We start from the raw sequence: 16,382 nt of genomic DNA on the forward strand, positions 1-16,382 counted from the left end.
AACGGCATTTTATGGCGTTATTTTACTGTTTTGGCCAGTCCGCGGGAAATAGAGGAATTAAATGTCCTTATTTCTTCGGCCGCATCTTTAAAAGCCGTTATTTCCCGATTGGCTTCAAAAATAACGCCATAAAATTCCCTTAAGCCGTTAAAAAAAGCAATTTCTCTACTGATAGCGACACTTTTTACCGTTATTTCAGCGCGCACCACACAAGAAAACGGGCAGCACCTAAAAAAGAGCCGCGCTTCGCGCAGCTCTTGTAAGCTTTTACTATTATATCATAACTTTTGCTCGTAATAGAATGTTGATTTTCCAATTATACCAAAACGGTCGAACCCATCAAATATTTATCGACCTCGCGGGCGGCGGCACGGCCTTCGTTGATCGCCCAGACGACCAGGCTTTGTCCGCGGCGCATGTCGCCGGCGGCAAACACCTTATCGGCGTTTGTCTTAAATTGGCCGTATTTCGCCTTTACGTTCGTGCGGCGGTCTTTTTCCAGGCCAAGCTCATCGGCAATTGTCGATTCCGGTCCGTCGAAACCGATAGCGATCAGCGCCAGTTGCGCCGGGAACACCCGCTCAGTACCCGGAATCGGCTCATAGATTTTGCGGCCGGTTTCGTCCACGGTACGGCGGATTTGCACCGTGTGCAGCTCCTTCAAGTTGCCGTTCTCATCGCCGACAAACTGCGTCGTCATGATCGAGAACTCGCGCGGGTCGCTGCCGTACAGCGCCTTGGCTTCCTCCTGCGCATAGTCGAGCGTGTATACGTTCGGGAACTGCGGCCAAGGGTTGTTGAGCGGATCGCGCTCCAGCGGCGCCTTGGCATGCGTGCCGAACTGGGTGATGCTGCGGCAGCCGTGGCGCAGTGCCGTGGCGACGCAGTCGGAGCCCGTGTCGCCGCCGCCGATCACGATAACGTCCTTGTCTTTGGCGGACAGATACTGTCCGTCCTGCAGGCCCGAATCCAAATAGCTCTTGATCGTGCCGTTCAGGAAAGGCATCGCGTAATGCACACCGTTCAAATCGCTGCCTTCGATGTTGAATTCGCGTGGTTTCGTAGCGCCGCCGCACAGCACGACCGCATCGTATTCGTCAACAAGCTGCTGCGCTTTAATGTCTTTGCCGATCTCCGTATTGGTGATGAATTTTACGCCTTCCGCGGCCAGCAGATCAACCCGGCGCTGTACGACCGCCTTGTCGAGCTTCATCGTCGGAATGCCGTACATCAGCAGACCGCCAATACGGTCCGAGCGCTCGTACACGGTCACTTCGTGCCCCGCTTTGTTAAGCTGCGCGGCGCAGGCCAGTCCGGCCGGCCCGGAGCCGACGATGGCGACTCTACGGCCTGTCCGTTTCTCCGGAGGTTCGGGAACGACCCACCCTTCCTCAAAACCTTTGTCGATAATCGCCTGTTCGATCGTTTTGATCGTCACCGGCTGCCCGATCAGGCCGACGGTGCAGGAGCCTTCGCAAGGCGCGGGACAAATACGCCCGGTAAACTCCGGAAAATTGTTCGTTTTGTGCAAACGATCCAGCGCGTCCTTCCACAAACCGCGATAAACGAGGTTATTCCATTCCGGGATCAAATTATGCACCGGGCAACCCGAAGTGCCGCCGGCCATGTCGATGCCCGTATGGCAATACGGTGTGCCGCAGTCCATGCAGCGGGCGCCTTGCGTCTGCAGTTCTTCCGCGGACATATGTTTATGGAATTCTTCCCAGTCCCGGACCCGTTCGGACGGGCTGCGATCCCCCGGAAGCTCACGTTTGAACTCCATGAATCCTGTTGGTGTAGACATCTATACGTTCCCCCATCCGTGATCTTGTCTCATGATGCTATGACCTGAAAAAGTCCGCTATTCACAGCCTGAAACTGATCAATGCGGACTTTTTAACTCTCCGTGTCAGTGTATCTTGATGTTAGCACCCGGGGGAAACGATATTAATGGATTAATCATATGATAATTTGCATTATTCTTCACATCACTTGCGGCGTTCGTAAGTCAAAAAACGGTAATCATAAGGATTCTTGTCATCACGAATCCCCTGCTGCTCATGCACTAAATCAAAATCCTCCCAATTCAGGGACGGGAAAAACACATCCCCTTCAATGTCCTGGTCAATACGGGTCACAAGCAGCTTATCGGCGATGGGGAAAAAGCGGCGAAATACGCCTGCTCCACCGATCACCATAAGCTCCTCGCCTTCCTTTTCGTGACGCAGCGCCTCCTCGATAGTATGCACGATATCGGCTCCCTCGGCCCGATAGGACAGGTCCTGCGTCAACACGACGCTATGGCGGCCCGGCAGCGGTTTGCTGCCCATCGATTCCCATGTTTTTCGGCCCATGACCATCGTTTTGCCCATCGTCTGCGCTTTGAAAAAACTCAGGTCCGCCGGCAATCGCCAAGGAAGCTGATTGTTGCGGCCGATCACTCCGTTTTGGGCCATCGCCCAGATCAGCGTTATACTCATGCGTGTCCCGCCTCCTAATCTATACGGCCACCGGGGCTTTGATCGCCGGATGATGCTGGTAGCCGACAAATTCGAAATCTTCGTAAACATAGTCGAAAATCGAATCCGGCTTGCGTTTGATCACCAGCTTCGGCAGCGGGAAAGGTTCGCGCTCCAGTTGGGTTTTGACTTGCTCCACATGATTGCTGTAAATGTGCACGTCCCCGCCCGACCAAATGAACTCGCCCACCTCCAGATTACATTGCTGGGCAACCATATGCGTTAGCAGCGAATAGCTGGCAATATTAAAAGGCAGTCCGAGGAATGTATCCACGGAGCGCATGGTCAGCATGCAGGACAGCTTTCCGTTCGCCACGTAAAACTGAAATACAAAATGACAGGGCGGCAGCTTCATCCGGTCGACCTCCGCCACATTCCAGGCGCTCACCAAATGGCGGCGCGAATCCGGGTTTTTCTTGATCGCCTCGATCACGGCGGCTATTTGGTCGATCTTCCGTCCGTCCGGTGCTTCCCAGGAACGCCATTGCGAGCCGTACACCGGGCCAAGATCGCCGTTCTCGTCGGCCCATTCATCCCAGATGCTCACGCCGTTTTCTTTAAGATATGCAATGTTCGTATCACCCTTCAAAAACCACAGCAGCTCATGAACAACCGATTTCAAGTGGACGCGTTTCGTCGTCACCAGCGGAAAACCTTCGCTTAAATCAAAGCGCAGCTGTCGTCCGAAAACTGAGATGGTTCCTACCCCGGTCCGGTCCTCCTTTGGCGTGCCGTTCTTTAATACATCCTCCAACAAGTCCAAATATTTTCTCATCTATAACACACCCCGTAACTTTGATTGATCTTTCCTATTATAGCAGACTTCATCGCTTAAGAAAGCCATTACGTTTAAGAGGGTACGGCAGAGTTTAAGGCTTGAAGGCTTCTCCTAACGCTGGCGGCCGCGTTCTTCCGGACCCGTAAGTTCCAGCAAAAAGGGCTTTAAATCAACGGTCCGCAAATGCTCCGGCCGCTTATCCGTCCCGCAAATGATCAATGGCACCAGCGAAGTCGCTTGATCAAGCCCGCCGTGAGCTCCACCGCCGGGATGCGTCGGTGAACCGGCTTCCGTCAGCTCATAACCCGGTTTCGCGGTGACGACCAAAAAACGGCCCTGATGCGAGTTCAAGGCGCCTTGCAGCCGCCCTAGCGCATCAGGATATTTTCCATAGGTAAGTCGGGATTTCCCGGAGCCTGAGTCCACAAGTTTCAAATCGAGGACTTCCCCGTCGCCCTCTACGGTCCAAGTTTGTCCGTAAGGATCTATCAGCTCTCCTCCCTGGCGGAATTCCAGCGTTTTTGCGGAACCGCCCTGATAAACAACTGTCCGGCCGTTTTCTTCCCAGGCTACCGTATCGATCCGCTTGTCCGACCTTAAGATATCGGCGATCCCCCTTAAAGCCGTCTCCGGCTTTAAACTGTACACATAGGCCATCATGTCGTTGACGCCTAAAACAACCTCGGTTGACGGCGCTACGGTTTCGCCCGCTGGCAGCACTTCGAAGCAGTTCAGCAGCTTGGGCAGATCTATGGCTGAGGCTTGATCCTTCGGCAGCACCTGGTCCATCCCGTTGTCTCCGGCTATGATAATTACCGCTTCATTGAGCGCTTGCTCGAAGCTGCCGAAAGCCTCCAGCATAGATCGTAGCTCGCGGTCTGTATCCTTAATCCCACTTAGGTCCGCCGGGCCGTGTTTATGCACTTTTCCATCGAGCTCAGGCAAATAAACGTACAAAAAATCGGGAAGCTGCTTCGTCCGGATCAAATATTTGACGGTTTCGACGGAGTAACGGTCGTTAAAGCCCATCAGGTTTGCCGGTCCATCGGGTAAAGTGAGCTGTCCTGCTAGCGGGTTTGACAAAGCGCCAAACGTGAAAAAATCCGGTCCCTTAACCGTTATTTCCTTGGGCAAGGAGGTGATCGCAGAAACGGGATCCGGCAGCGTTAAGCGGTGCTCCGCAAGACCGCGGTAAATCAAGCCGTTTACCGAACCGGTGGTCACGCCCCGCCGCTGCAGCTCCTCATAAATCGTCGGCAGCGAGGGATTCAAATCCTGCCCGTTCATATTAACCAGCGCGTCGCTCAGCACCTGCCTCGTCCCCCGCCGCAATACTTCAAACGGCCCGGAGCCGTAGCTGATCACTTTTTCGCCGCCTTGCGGATACCAGGTTAATCCGGGCAAGTGATGCCTGTCGGGGTAGTTTCCGGTTAGCAAGGAGCTGTCTATGCTTACGGACATGGTAGGAAAAGAGCTGACCATATTTTTGAAATACTGCCCGTGTTCAATGAAATAGCGAAAGGTCGGAAGCTCATTTTGCCGGATACCGCGGTCAATCGCCTGCGCCATCAAAGAATCGACCATAAAGAAAATAATCTTTTTGGGAGTGGTTTGCCGCTCTCCGGCTTTTTGGATGCGAAGCAAATCTTGCTCTTTCGGGGCCCCTTGCTTTTGGCAGCTTATCATTAACAAGCAAACGCCAATGACAGTCAACAAACGTTTCAGGTGTGCGCGCAGCAGCATGTTATGTACACCAGCCTTCCCTGTTTAGGGTTAGTATGTCACCTCTATCCGAGTCGATTCCAAATCGGCTTCAATCTGGCTGATGTAAGTGCCGTCTCATCCAATAGCAGCAATTCAGGAACACCAGTTCGCAAAAAGAGGTTGACATTCTTGGCCTGGAAGGTTATAGTAAATACACCAAATCAAATTAGGTTTAGCGAGTGAAGCACCTCGCAAGACAGGCAATTGCTGCCTTTCTTGGAGGTGCTTTTTTGCGTGCCTGGGGATGATTAAAAAGTTAAGGAGCTGATGAGGTATGAAAATGCGGAAACAAATGCGTAACCTGCTGCTTGTGATCATGATCCTGCCCATTATGTTATTGGGGAATGTGCAGGTCCAAGCAGCCGATTCCTGGGATGCGGCCTGGTCCGGCATCGATGCAGTTTATGACGGACTCACCGCGGTGCAGGCCGTCGTTAAGCAGGAAAGTGCGTCGATTACCGTGCTTCGCAAGAAAAATAACGCAGACTTGAAAGCGGTGAACGACAAAGTGAAAGCGATCGACAAAACGCTAATCAGCCGCTTGGCCGCCGAAGCCGAAACGGTCCAGCGCAAACACGCTGCGTTGCTCGAGCAGTATTCCAATCTCGGCAAGCAGATTACCGCCGCAGGCAAAGCCAAAAATACGAAAAGCGCCGATTTGCTTAAATTAAAACGCAACAAAATTAAACCAGCGGTCACGTCGGCCAAAGCGGAAATCAAAGCCAAAAAAGACGCGCTGACGGCCGCCAAAAAAGCAGCCAGCGCCAAAGCCAAAACCGTAAAAGAGGCGTTGGCCCCGGTGCAAACGATAAAGAAACAGGTTACTGCGGAAAACAAAACGATTGCCGCGACAAAAAAGTCGGTTACGGCCGCGAACAAGCGCTATAAAGCAAGCGTTAAGCTGGGCGACGCGATCGGGGCTGTAAGCGGCCTGAAGGAAGTGTATGATCAGACGAACAAAATTCACGCCTCCCAGCAGAAAATATTCGAATGGGAGAAGAAAATCTCGCAAACAATCAGCTCCGCCGCCGCCAAGCTGCCGAAGTAGGAAGCGGAACTGAGGCCGCCGATTTTATGACAAAGACGACTAATTGTTAGCAGGATCGCATGCAATAGTCGTCTTTTTCTCAAATTTATCCGTTTGACTATTTCTTCGGAGACGCGGACGATGTAAGAAGCAGTTCGAGGGTCCCCCGAACACCTTCATCTTCATATCTGACGCGTTTCTGAATCATGTTTGTATATCCCCATGGAAGCAACGACCGGACAAATCCAATCTACGTCTTTCCCCTCCATTACTTTTCCAGAATTCTCCTTCAAAACTACCGACGGATGCAAATGGGAAAAAGTTGCTCACTTTAATATTGCTATATCACAATATTACGATATAATGATACATATAAAAACGCGAGGTGATGCGCATTGATGGACAACAACTTCAAGGCCTACCAGGAGGCCGCCGACATACTCAAAGCTTTGGCTCATCCTGTTCGCCTATGCATTGTTAAGGGCTTGCTGGACAAAGAAGACTGCAACGTTACCTACATGCAGGAATGTTTGAAACTGCCCCAATCGACCGTTTCCCAGCACTTGCAGAAATTGCGCAGCCTGGGCATCGTCGAAGCCGAGCGCAACGGACTGGAAGTAAACTACCGGATCGCCAATGATAATGTAAAAAAACTGATCCGCACCTTATTTGAGGAGGAACAATAAATGGGCAAAAAAGTGCTTATCATCGGCGGCGTCGCCGGCGGAGCTTCCGCAGCGGCAAGACTCCGCCGGCTGGATGAAGACGCGCATATCGTCATGTTCGAACGAGATCCGTACATTTCATTTGCGAACTGCGGACTCCCTTACTATATCGGCGATTCTATCAAGGACCGGTCAAAGCTGCTGGTACAAACGCCGGAGGCCATGCGCCGGAGATTTAATATCGATGTCCGGACCGAAAGCGAAGTGATCGGCATCAACCCGTCCCGCAAAACCGTTCGCGTCCGCAGCAAAGATCGTGGCGAATACGAGGAAAGGTATGACGCGATGATTTTGTCGCCAGGCGCCAGACCGATTCGGCCGAATTTGCCCGGCATCGAAAGCAGTCGTATCCACACGCTGCGCAACATTCCGGACACCGACCGCATCAAGCGGCGGGTCGCCGAAGAACAGGCTGCTTCGGCCATCGTCATCGGCGGTGGTTTTATCGGCGTAGAAATGGCCGAAAACCTGAAAGAAATCGGACTTGACGTTACCTTAATCGAAGGCGGGCCGCAGATTCTCGCGCCTTTTGATTCAGAAATGGCGGGTGTACTGGCCAAAGAGCTGGAAGATCGCGGCGTTAAACTGCTGATGTTGCAAACCGTAACTTCGTTTGAGGAAATGGGACAGCAAATCGTTGTCCGCACCTCAAGTGGTCTGTCGCTAGCTGGCGACATCGTCATTCTGGCCATTGGGGTTGCGCCGGATACGGCCTTTCTGAGCGAGTCCGGAATCGAACTGGGGCCACGCGGTCATATTATCGTAAATGACAAGCTGCAAACAAACATGGAAGGAGTATATGCGGTGGGCGATGCCGTAGAAATTACCGATTTCGTGAACGGCTCCAAAACCGCGATTCCGCTTGCCGGACCGGCTAACAAGCAAGGCCGGATCGCGGCCGACAACGTATGCGGTCTAGGAACGACCTATAAAGGAACACAAGGCACTTCGATTATCAAAGTATTTGGGCTAACGGGAGCGGCTACCGGCAACAACGAAAAAACGCTGCTGAACCAGGGAATTCCCTATCATGTTATCTACGTGCATCCGAATTCCCATGCCTCATATTATCCCGGAGCCTCACCGATCACGATCAAGCTGCTGTTTCAAGCGGATGGGACTGTGCTTGGGGCCCAAGCGGTCGGGTATGACGGCGTCGATAAACGTATCGACGATATCGCCACCGTTATTCACTTCCACGGTACCGTAACGGATCTGACGGAGCTTGAGCTGGCTTATGCTCCGCCCTATTCCTCGGCCAAAGACCCGGTGAACATGACCGGCTATACGGCGGAAAACGTGCTTAGCGGGCGCACGAACGTTTTCGTGCCGAAGGACTTGGCCGCACGGGACGAGCAATCGACGCTGCTTGTGGACGTGCGTTCCGAAATGGAGCACGCGGGCGGCCACATCCCCGGTTCCCTGCTGATCCCTGTCGATGAGCTCCGGGACAGACTCGGCGAACTCGATCCGGCCAAGGAAATCTGGGTGTACTGCCAGGTCGGTCTTCGCGGGTACACCGCATCGCGCATCCTGCAGCAGAATGGGTACTTTGTCCGCAACCTGACCGGCGGTTATAAGCTTTACCGGATGGCTAACTATGAGTCTGGAAAAGCTCAGCTTCCGGATCGTCCGGACGCGGCGGCGGTGAAAGCGGAAATAGCCGCAGCCGCAGCCAAGGAGATTAGTCCGCTTCAAGTCGCAAATGAACCGGCGGCGGCGAACGAGCCGCTGCGCGCCGACGTCGAGCTGGACGCCTGCGGGCTATGCTGTCCCGGCCCGCTCATTCAAGTGAAACAAACGATGGACCGGCTGCAAGAAGGACAAGTTTTGCGCGTGACCGCCTCGGATCCTGGATTCTATGAAGATGTGCAGGCCTGGGCCAGCATGTCCAAACACCGGATGCTCCAGGTGAGCAAAAACGATAGCGGCATCATCGAAGCATATATGCTCAAGGAGGGCGCGATGGCCAGCAAAGCGACAAATGCAGAGCAGCCTGCGGCATCGCCGGAGGGTACAACGATGGTCGTATTCAGCGGCGATTTGGACAAGGCGATCGCCTCCTTTATTATCGCCAATGGAGCTGCAGCCAGTGGAAAGAAGGTCACCTTGTTCTTCACTTTTTGGGGTCTGAACATTCTCCGCAAGCCGGAAAAAGTACCCGTAAACAAAAGCTTTATCGGCCGCATGTTCAGCGCGATGATGCCGCGGGGCAGCCGGAAATTGACATTGTCCCGCATGAACATGATGGGCATGGGCGCCAAAATGATCCGCGGCGTCATGAGAAAAGGGAACGTCTCCTCGCTTGAAGAACTGATGGACACCGCTGCCCGCCAAGGTGTGGAAATCGTCGCCTGCCAAATGTCCATGGACCTGATGGGCATCGCCAAGGAAGAGCTGATCGACGGCGTCAAAATCGGCGGAGTCGGATATTATTTGGGCAAAGCGGACCAATCGGGCATTAATTTGTTTGTTTAATCAGGTATAATCGAATCATCGATGTCCTAAAATTTCATTACCCGAAGGAGTGATTTCCCATGACCAGCCAGATTCGCCAAAATAACGTGGACCGTTTCAACGGCTTCGGTACGCTTTATGATCAGAGCCGCCCGCAAGCCCCGGAAGAAGTGGCCAAAATCTTAACGATGTATTTGGGCCGAGCGCCAGAGTACGTTGCGGATGTAGGATGCGGAACCGGCCTCTCCACCATGATTTGGCTGGAGCATGCCAAGCAGGTCATCGGCATCGAGCCAAACGACGACATGCGCGAGGTCGCTTTAAGCCGTCTGCGGGAACTAGGCTCCCCGGAAAAGCTGACGTTTGCCCGAGGCCTCTCCGACCAGCTCCCCCTCGATTCGGCTTCCGTCGATATCGTCACTTGCTCGCAATCCTTTCATTGGATGGATCCACAGCAGGCGCTGCGGGAATTCGCCCGCGTGCTGCGCCCTGGTGGCGTGTTCGCCGCCTATGATTGCGATTGGCCGCCGGCCGTTGGCCCCGAGCTTGAGCAGGCGTACCAGCGGCTCATCGAATTTGCCGACCAGCGGGCCAGCGAGCTGGCCGAAAGCGGCAAACAAGCTTACAAATGGCCTAAAGAGAAGCATTTGCAGCAAATCCGCGAGAGCGGATGGTTCCGTTTTTCCCGAGAGATCGTGTTCCACCATTGGGAAAGCTGCGATGCCGGCCGGTATACGAATCTGGCTTTCAGCCAAGGCGGACTGCAAACGGCTTTGAAATTAGGAGCTGGCGAGGTTGCAGCCGCTGCAGCGAAGTTCCGCGACCAGGTCATTCAAGCGTTCGGCGGCGAAACCCGCGAAATCCTGTTCAGCTACCGGATGCGGCTTGGCGTGAAATAATAGACGTTCGCCTCTTTCTAACCTGTGGACGCAGCTCTAACGGACTCCAGCGACGTTATTTGCCCATTTCCCGGGTATTTCCCAGCCTACGGACCCAAATGACGCTATTTGCCTCTAAACGAGCTCACCCGGGCTGTTACAAGGCAAATAGTGTCATCTCAGTCCGTTATATTTTGCAAACCTCCGTTTTTCCGCAAATAGAGTCTCTGGTGTCCTTTAGCCTCTACAACCTTCTTTTCTTCGCTTCTCAACCTGTCTCATCGGCCTCCACACCGCGAAAATGTACAAAAAAAAGCAAGGCCAAAACTTCGGCCTTGCCCAAATATGCTTAGGAGAACACTTCCTCTGAGGAGGAGTGGAAATCAATTGCCGCGAACGCGTGAATTAGCGGGCGATGACGTGGATCGGATGGCCTTCCACGAGTTCCGCGGTTTCCATCACGATTTCGCCCAGCGTCGGGTGAGCGTGGATCGTCAGCGAGATATCTTCCAGCGTAGCGCCCATTTCGATCGCGAGGCCCAGCTCGGCGATCAGGTTGGAAGCTTCGATACCAACGATTTGTGCACCGAGAACAACGTTGTTTTCTTCGTTGGCAACAATTTTGATGAAACCGTCAGGCTGATTCAGCGAAGTTGCGCGGCCATTGCCCGCAAACGGGAATTTACCGGCTTTCACTTTGAAGCCTTTTTCCTTCGCTTCTTTTTCGGTGTAACCTACGCTCGAGCATTCCGGATCGGTGAAAACAACCGCAGGAATCGCCTTGTAGTCGACAACGGAAGGCAGTCCGGAAATCGCTTCGGCCGCTACCTTGCCTTCGTAGGAGGCCTTATGCGCAAGCGCAGGGCCGGCTACGATATCGCCGATCGCGAAAATTTTCGGATTGCTGGTGCGGCCTTGATGGTCGACTTTGACCAAACCGCGGTCGGTCAATTCCACGCCGGCCAGATCCAAGCCGAGATCTCCGTCCGTGTTAGGACGGCGGCCCACCGTTACCAGCAGGTAATCGGCGGTGATTTCTTTGCTTTCGCCGTTCACGGAGTATTTCACCGTTACGTTCTTATCGGTTTGCTCCGCGCTTTCGGCTTTCGCGTTCGTTACGATATCGATGCCGGTTTTGGCCATGCTCTTGGCCACGAGGCGCGTCATGTCCTTGTCAAAGCCAGGCAGCACGCTGTCCATGCCTTCGATAATCGTCACTTTCGTGCCGAATTTGGAGAACATTTGACCGAGCTCTGCACCGATATAGCCGCCGCCGATAACGATCAGGCTGCCCGGAATTTCTTGCAGCTCAAGTGCTTCCGTGGAGGACAAAATGCGTCCGCCAAACGGGAACGGCTTCAGTTCAATCGGACGGGAGCCGGTCGCCAGGATGCAGTTTTTGAAACGGTAACGCGGGGATTCGTGTTCGTTGAAGCAGCGGGCTTCGCTGTCATTGATGAACATAACCTCACCGCTGAACACTTCCACTTTGTTGCCTTTCAAAAGACCCGATACGCCTTGGGTCATTTTTTTAACAACACCGCTTTTGAATTCTTGCGTTTTCTTAAAATCCACTTTAACGTTTTCCGCCGTAATCCCGAAAGCATCGGCATGTTGTGCGGATTCGTATTGGTGCGCCGCCGAAATCAGCGCTTTGGACGGAATACAGCCGCGGTTCAAGCAGACACCGCCAAGCTCGGATTTGTCCACGATCAACACTTTTTGCCCCAGCTGGGCAGCGCGAATCGCTGCCACGTATCCGCCTGGGCCTGCACCGACTACCAGTGTGTCAATATCAATAGATGCGTCTCCTACTACCATGTGATATTACACCTCCATAACAAGCAGCTCAGGGTTGGCGAGCAGCTGTTTAATATAGTTCATCGCGTTTTGAGCCGTTGCGCCGTCGATCAAACGGTGGTCGAAGCTGAGCGACAAGGCCATAACCGGAGCGACAACGATTTCGCCGTCTCTAACGGCCGGTTTTTGGCTGATCCGGCCAGTGCCCAGGATGGCGACTTCCGGATAGTTGATGATCGGCGTAAAGAACATACCCCCTGCGGAACCGATGTTCGAGATCGAAATCGTGCTGCCTTTCATTTCGTTCGCGGACAGCTTGCCTTCGCGGCCGCGCAGCGCCAAATCGGAAATCGCTTCGGCGATCATCCAGATGCTCTTGCGGTCGGCAGCTTTCACCACCGGAACAATCAAGCCGTTGTCGGTGTCGGTAGCGATCCCGATATCGTAGTGTTTCTTGTAAACAATCTCATTGTTTACGTCGTCGATGGACGCGTTGAGTGCCGGATATTTGCGGACCGCGGCTACGAGCGCCTTAACGATGAACGGCAGGTAAGTCACCTTGATGCCTTTCTTCTCGGCAACAGGTTTCATGCGGGTGCGGAAGGCCACCAGCTCCGTAACGTCCACTTCGTCCATGATCGTAACGTGCGGCGCGGTATAAGCAGATTTAACCATCGCGTTGGAAATAGCTTTACGGATGCCTTTGAACGGTACGCGTTCTTCTTCGTCTGCCACTGCGATCGGGGTAGGTGCCGAAGCCGCTGGAGCCGCTGCTGCTGCACCGCTTGCCGCAGGCGCTGCCGAAGCTGCCGCAGGTGCGCCGCCGTTTTTGAACGCATCAACGTCTTCACGCGTGATTTTGCCGGCTTTGCCCGTGCCCGGTACTTGCGTGATGTCGATGCCCAGCTCGCGGGCGTGTTTGCGTACGCTTGGCGTAGCCAATACTTCGCGGTTCGGCGCTGCGGGAGCTGCCGCTGCCGCCGGAGCCGCTGCACCTGCTGCCGGTGCGCTTTCAGCTTGAGCCGGAGCCGCCGCTTCCGGCTCTTCATGCGCTGGAGCGTCCGCTTGCTCCGGAATGTCGCCTTCCGCGTCGATCACGGCGACGACTTGGCCTACGCGGAACACGGCGCCGTCGGTGCCGAACACTTCCTGTACCGTACCGTTTACCGGGCAAGGTACTTCCACAACGGCTTTGTCGTTTTGCACTTCCATAATGATATCTTCGTCCGTTACTTTGTCGCCCGGTTTGATGTGCATTTTAATAATTTCGCCTTCATGCAAACCTTCCCCAAGCTCAGGGAAACGATATTCAAATTTAGCCACCGTAAATGACCTCCTATTTCGTCGAATTAAAATTCAAGAACTTTGTTGACGCCGTCGATGACGCGAGCCGGAGACGGAAGCCATTGATCCTCGATTTGCGCGAACGGATATATGGTATCCGGCGGCGCAACGCGAAGCACTGGAGCTTCCAGGTGCAAAATCGCTTTTTCGTTGATTTGCGCGATGACTTCCGCGGCGATGCCTGCGGATTTTTGCGCTTCCTGCACGACGATGGCGCGGTTCGTTTTCTTCACCGATGCGACGATCGTGTCGATGTCGAGCGGCACCAGCGTGCGCAGGTCGATAACTTCGGCTTTGATGCCTTTGGTTTTCTCCAGCTCTTCCGCCGCTTTAACAGCCGTGTGAACCATCAGCCCGTAAGCAATGATCGTAACGTCGGAGCCTTCGCGAACAATGTTCGCTTTGCCCAGCTCCACCGTATAGTCCTCTTCAGGCACTTCGGCGCGGAAAGCATGGTACAAGTTCAAATGCTCCATGAAAAATACCGGGTCGTTGTCGCGGATGGACGAGATCAGCAGGCCTTTCGCATCATAAGGATTGGACGGAATCACCAGCTTGATGCCCGGAGTTTGCGCAATCAAACCTTCCAGGGCGTCAGTGTGCAGCTCCGCAGCTTTGACCCCGCCGCCGAACGGCGTGCGGAATACGACCGGCGCATGGTAACGTCCGCCGGAACGGTAACGCAACCGTGCCGCTTGCACCAAAATTTGGTCGAGCGCTTCAAAAATAAAGCCGACAAACTGAATTTCCGCTACCGGACGGAAACCTTGAATCCCGAGGCCAACCGCCATGCCGCCGATCGCCGACTCGGCCAGCGGCGTATCCATCACGCGCTCTTCCCCGAATTCTTTTTGCAGGCCTTCCGTTACGCGGAACACACCGCCCACATGACCTACGTCTTCGCCGAAAATCAGGACGTTCGGATCACGCTTCAGTTCCACGCGGAGCGCGTCGCGAATTGCTTCTTTCATATTCATTTGTGCCATTCTATATATCCTCCTCTTTAGAACGATCTGACTAGATTAGACGTTAACCTTATTGAAAATCGGCTTTTTGCTCTTCCAGATGCTTCGGCGTTTTCTCGAACATGCTGTCGATCAAGCCAGGAATCGTCATTTTTTCCGTTTGTTCCGCTTTTTTGATCTGCTCGTTAACGGTCGCTTTGGCTTCGTCTTTTACGCGAGCCGTATCTTCTTCGGACCACAGACCTTTTTTCTCCAAATATTTGGCAAGGCGGGCAATCGGATCTTTTTCGCTCCATTCCCCTTCTTCTTCTTTTGTCCGGTATTTGGAAGTGTCGTCGGAAAGGGAGTGCGGACGGAAACGGTAAGTTACCGCTTCAATCAGGGTAGCGCCTTCCCCGTTGCGCGCGCGTTCAGCCGCTTCGCGAACGGCCGCAATTACGGCAAACACGTCCATGCCGTCGACTTTCACGCCGCGAATCCCGGCTGCGATCGCCTTATGCGCAATGGATAAAGCAGCGGTTTGTTTCGAGAACGGCGTCGTAATCGCGTAACCGTTGTTTTGCACAAAGAAAATGACCGGCAGCTTAAAGGCGCCAGCATAGTTCAATGCTTCGTAGAAGTCGCCTTCGGAGGAACCTCCGTCACCCGTATAAGTAATGGCCACATGTTTTTGCTTCTTCAATTTGTAGCCCATAGCGATGCCCATGGCATGCAAAACTTGCGCGCCGATAATGATTTGAGGCATAAGTACGTTAACGCCTTCCGGAATTTGTCCGCCATGCTGATGGCCGCGGGAATACAGGAAAGCTTGATACAGCGGCAGACCGTGCCATACGAGCTGAGGCATATCGCGGTAGCCCGGGCAGACGAAGTCGTCTTTTTCCAAGGCAAATTCGCTGCCGACCATCGTCGCCTCTTGTCCGGATACCGGAGCGTAGAAACCAAGGCGGCCTTGACGGCCCAAGTTAATGGCGCGTTCATCCCAAGTACGGGTGAATACCATGCGGTACATCAGTTCTTTCAATTGATCGTCGGAGAGCTCCGGCAGTTTATCTTTGTTAACGATTTCACCGGCCGGTGACAGCACGGACAAAGCTTCGACTTCCTCCGTATATACTTCATAAGGAATCTTGCTCATTTTTTTCACCTCGACTAAAAATTTGATTATCTTGTTCCTCTGTTATAGAATTATTATACTCCTGTTTCATTCTGAAAGTCAAAGGAATTAAGGAGAATTGTGTCATATTTTTATTTTTGTTTATATAACAGTTTTCTCAAATTAATATAACACAAATTCCATTTAACCTATCATGACAAGGAGCGTGTAGAAGCATGACGGATTCGCGCTATTTGAAACGAACCATTATTAAGAAAGAAATCGACAGCACCTACTTGGGGGAAAAACGATATCTTCGTATTTACCTTCCTCCCGGGTACAACGAAATTTTGAGTTATCCTGTGGTATATTGTCAGGATGGCGAAGAGTTTTTCAATTTCGGACGCATCGCCACGCACGCTAATCAGCTGATCCTCGACGAAGGAATCGATCCGTTTATCATCGTTGGCGTAGAAGTGGATACGAAAGTGCGCACCGAGGAATACGCCCCGTTCGGCAACCGTTTTGACGCTTATACCCGCTGTTTTACGGAAGAAATTATTCCCTTCATTGAGCGGAATTATCCGGTTCGGCGCGAACGCGGAGAAAGGGTTCTGGCCGGCGATTCGCTGGGGGCGACCGTCTCCCTCCACCTCGCTATGAAAAACCCGGAACTGTTTTCCAAAATTATCAGCTTGTCCGGCGCGTACTATGAACCGTCCCTGAATCTGCTCACCGAAGAAACGAACTTGTCCTACCTATCCTTGTTCATGGTCGTCGGACTGCAGGAGGATCATTATACAACCGACACGGGGACCTATAATTTCGTCGAATTGAATCGCAAGGCCAAAGCGCTTCTTGAGGAACGGGGAGCCAAGATCGTTTATGCCGAAAAAGACGGCAAACATTTATGGGGCTTTTGGCAGCAAGAGCTTCCCGGAGCTCTGGTCCATTTCCTAAAATAGCGCTTGCAAAACAAACGGGCGCCGATCCCAAACAACAGAGGCCGTCTTAATATAGTAGAAACTA

At 53.2% G+C, this 16,382-nt stretch carries 14 protein-coding genes; 5 read left to right on the forward strand and 9 right to left on the reverse strand.

Going from position 1 to position 16,382, the window contains the following annotated elements; genetic code table 11:
* Positions 1–17 precede the first annotated feature (17 nt).
* The 5 genes from ACLD72_RS08555 to ACLD72_RS08575 all read right to left on the reverse strand — a co-directional run bounded on the left by ACLD72_RS08555 (position 18) and on the right by ACLD72_RS08575 (position 4,983).
* Positions 18–206: a hypothetical protein gene (locus ACLD72_RS08555; protein ID WP_458475709.1), complete on the reverse strand. Its 189-nt coding sequence runs from the start codon at positions 204–206 to the stop codon at positions 18–20.
* 110 nt (positions 207–316) lie between these two features.
* The gene (locus ACLD72_RS08560) at positions 317–1,804 is read right to left on the reverse strand and encodes a glutamate synthase subunit beta (RefSeq protein ID WP_410999114.1); all 1,488 of its coding nucleotides are present in this window, start codon (positions 1,802–1,804) and stop codon (positions 317–319) included.
* A 184-nt stretch (positions 1,805–1,988) separates the two neighbouring features.
* On the reverse strand, positions 1,989–2,480 hold the full coding sequence (locus tag ACLD72_RS08565) for a dihydrofolate reductase (RefSeq protein WP_410999116.1): 492 nt from the start codon (positions 2,478–2,480) through the stop codon (positions 1,989–1,991).
* Between the two features lie 19 nt (positions 2,481–2,499).
* A complete protein-coding gene (thyA, locus tag ACLD72_RS08570) occupies positions 2,500–3,294 on the reverse strand; it encodes a thymidylate synthase (RefSeq protein ID WP_410999118.1) in 795 nt (264 codons plus the stop codon).
* A gap of 114 nt (positions 3,295–3,408) precedes the next feature.
* A complete protein-coding gene (locus ACLD72_RS08575) occupies positions 3,409–4,983 on the reverse strand; it encodes an alkaline phosphatase family protein (protein ID WP_458475714.1) in 1,575 nt (524 codons plus the stop codon).
* A gap of 352 nt (positions 4,984–5,335) precedes the next feature.
* On the opposite strand from ACLD72_RS08575, the gene ACLD72_RS08580 reads away from it, so the two are divergent.
* The 4 genes from ACLD72_RS08580 (at position 5,336) to ACLD72_RS08595 (ending at position 10,169) form a co-directional block, all read left to right on the forward strand.
* A complete protein-coding gene (locus ACLD72_RS08580; protein WP_410999122.1) occupies positions 5,336–6,109 on the forward strand; it encodes a hypothetical protein in 774 nt (257 codons plus the stop codon).
* Positions 6,110–6,486: 377 nt separating this feature from the next.
* The gene (locus ACLD72_RS08585; protein ID WP_410999124.1) at positions 6,487–6,774 is read left to right on the forward strand and encodes an ArsR/SmtB family transcription factor; all 288 of its coding nucleotides are present in this window, start codon (positions 6,487–6,489) and stop codon (positions 6,772–6,774) included.
* A complete protein-coding gene (locus ACLD72_RS08590) occupies positions 6,775–9,291 on the forward strand; it encodes an FAD-dependent oxidoreductase (protein ID WP_458475710.1) in 2,517 nt (838 codons plus the stop codon).
* A 59-nt stretch (positions 9,292–9,350) separates the two neighbouring features.
* On the forward strand, positions 9,351–10,169 hold the full coding sequence (locus ACLD72_RS08595) for a class I SAM-dependent methyltransferase (RefSeq protein ID WP_410999126.1): 819 nt from the start codon (positions 9,351–9,353) through the stop codon (positions 10,167–10,169).
* 384 nt (positions 10,170–10,553) lie between these two features.
* Here ACLD72_RS08595 and lpdA read toward each other — a convergent pair whose 3' ends face one another.
* The 4 genes from lpdA to pdhA are packed head-to-tail and all read right to left on the reverse strand — an operon-like array spanning position 10,554 to position 15,395.
* Positions 10,554–11,969 (reverse strand): dihydrolipoyl dehydrogenase, encoded by a 1,416-nt coding sequence (gene lpdA, locus ACLD72_RS08600; protein WP_251595070.1) that lies wholly within the window; start codon positions 11,967–11,969, stop codon positions 10,554–10,556.
* A 6-nt stretch (positions 11,970–11,975) separates the two neighbouring features.
* On the reverse strand, positions 11,976–13,271 hold the full coding sequence (locus tag ACLD72_RS08605) for a dihydrolipoamide acetyltransferase family protein (protein WP_410999128.1): 1,296 nt from the start codon (positions 13,269–13,271) through the stop codon (positions 11,976–11,978).
* 26 nt (positions 13,272–13,297) lie between these two features.
* Positions 13,298–14,278 (reverse strand): alpha-ketoacid dehydrogenase subunit beta, encoded by a 981-nt coding sequence (locus ACLD72_RS08610; protein ID WP_410999130.1) that lies wholly within the window; start codon positions 14,276–14,278, stop codon positions 13,298–13,300.
* Between the two features lie 49 nt (positions 14,279–14,327).
* Entirely contained in the window at positions 14,328–15,395 is a 1,068-nt protein-coding gene (pdhA, locus tag ACLD72_RS08615) for a pyruvate dehydrogenase (acetyl-transferring) E1 component subunit alpha (RefSeq protein WP_410999132.1), read from the reverse strand.
* A 194-nt stretch (positions 15,396–15,589) separates the two neighbouring features.
* On the opposite strand from pdhA, the gene ACLD72_RS08620 reads away from it, so the two are divergent.
* Positions 15,590–16,318 (forward strand): alpha/beta hydrolase, encoded by a 729-nt coding sequence (locus tag ACLD72_RS08620; RefSeq protein ID WP_410999134.1) that lies wholly within the window; start codon positions 15,590–15,592, stop codon positions 16,316–16,318.
* Positions 16,319–16,382: the final 64 nt, after the last annotated feature.

Source organism: Paenibacillus lacisediminis (genome assembly GCF_046567315.2).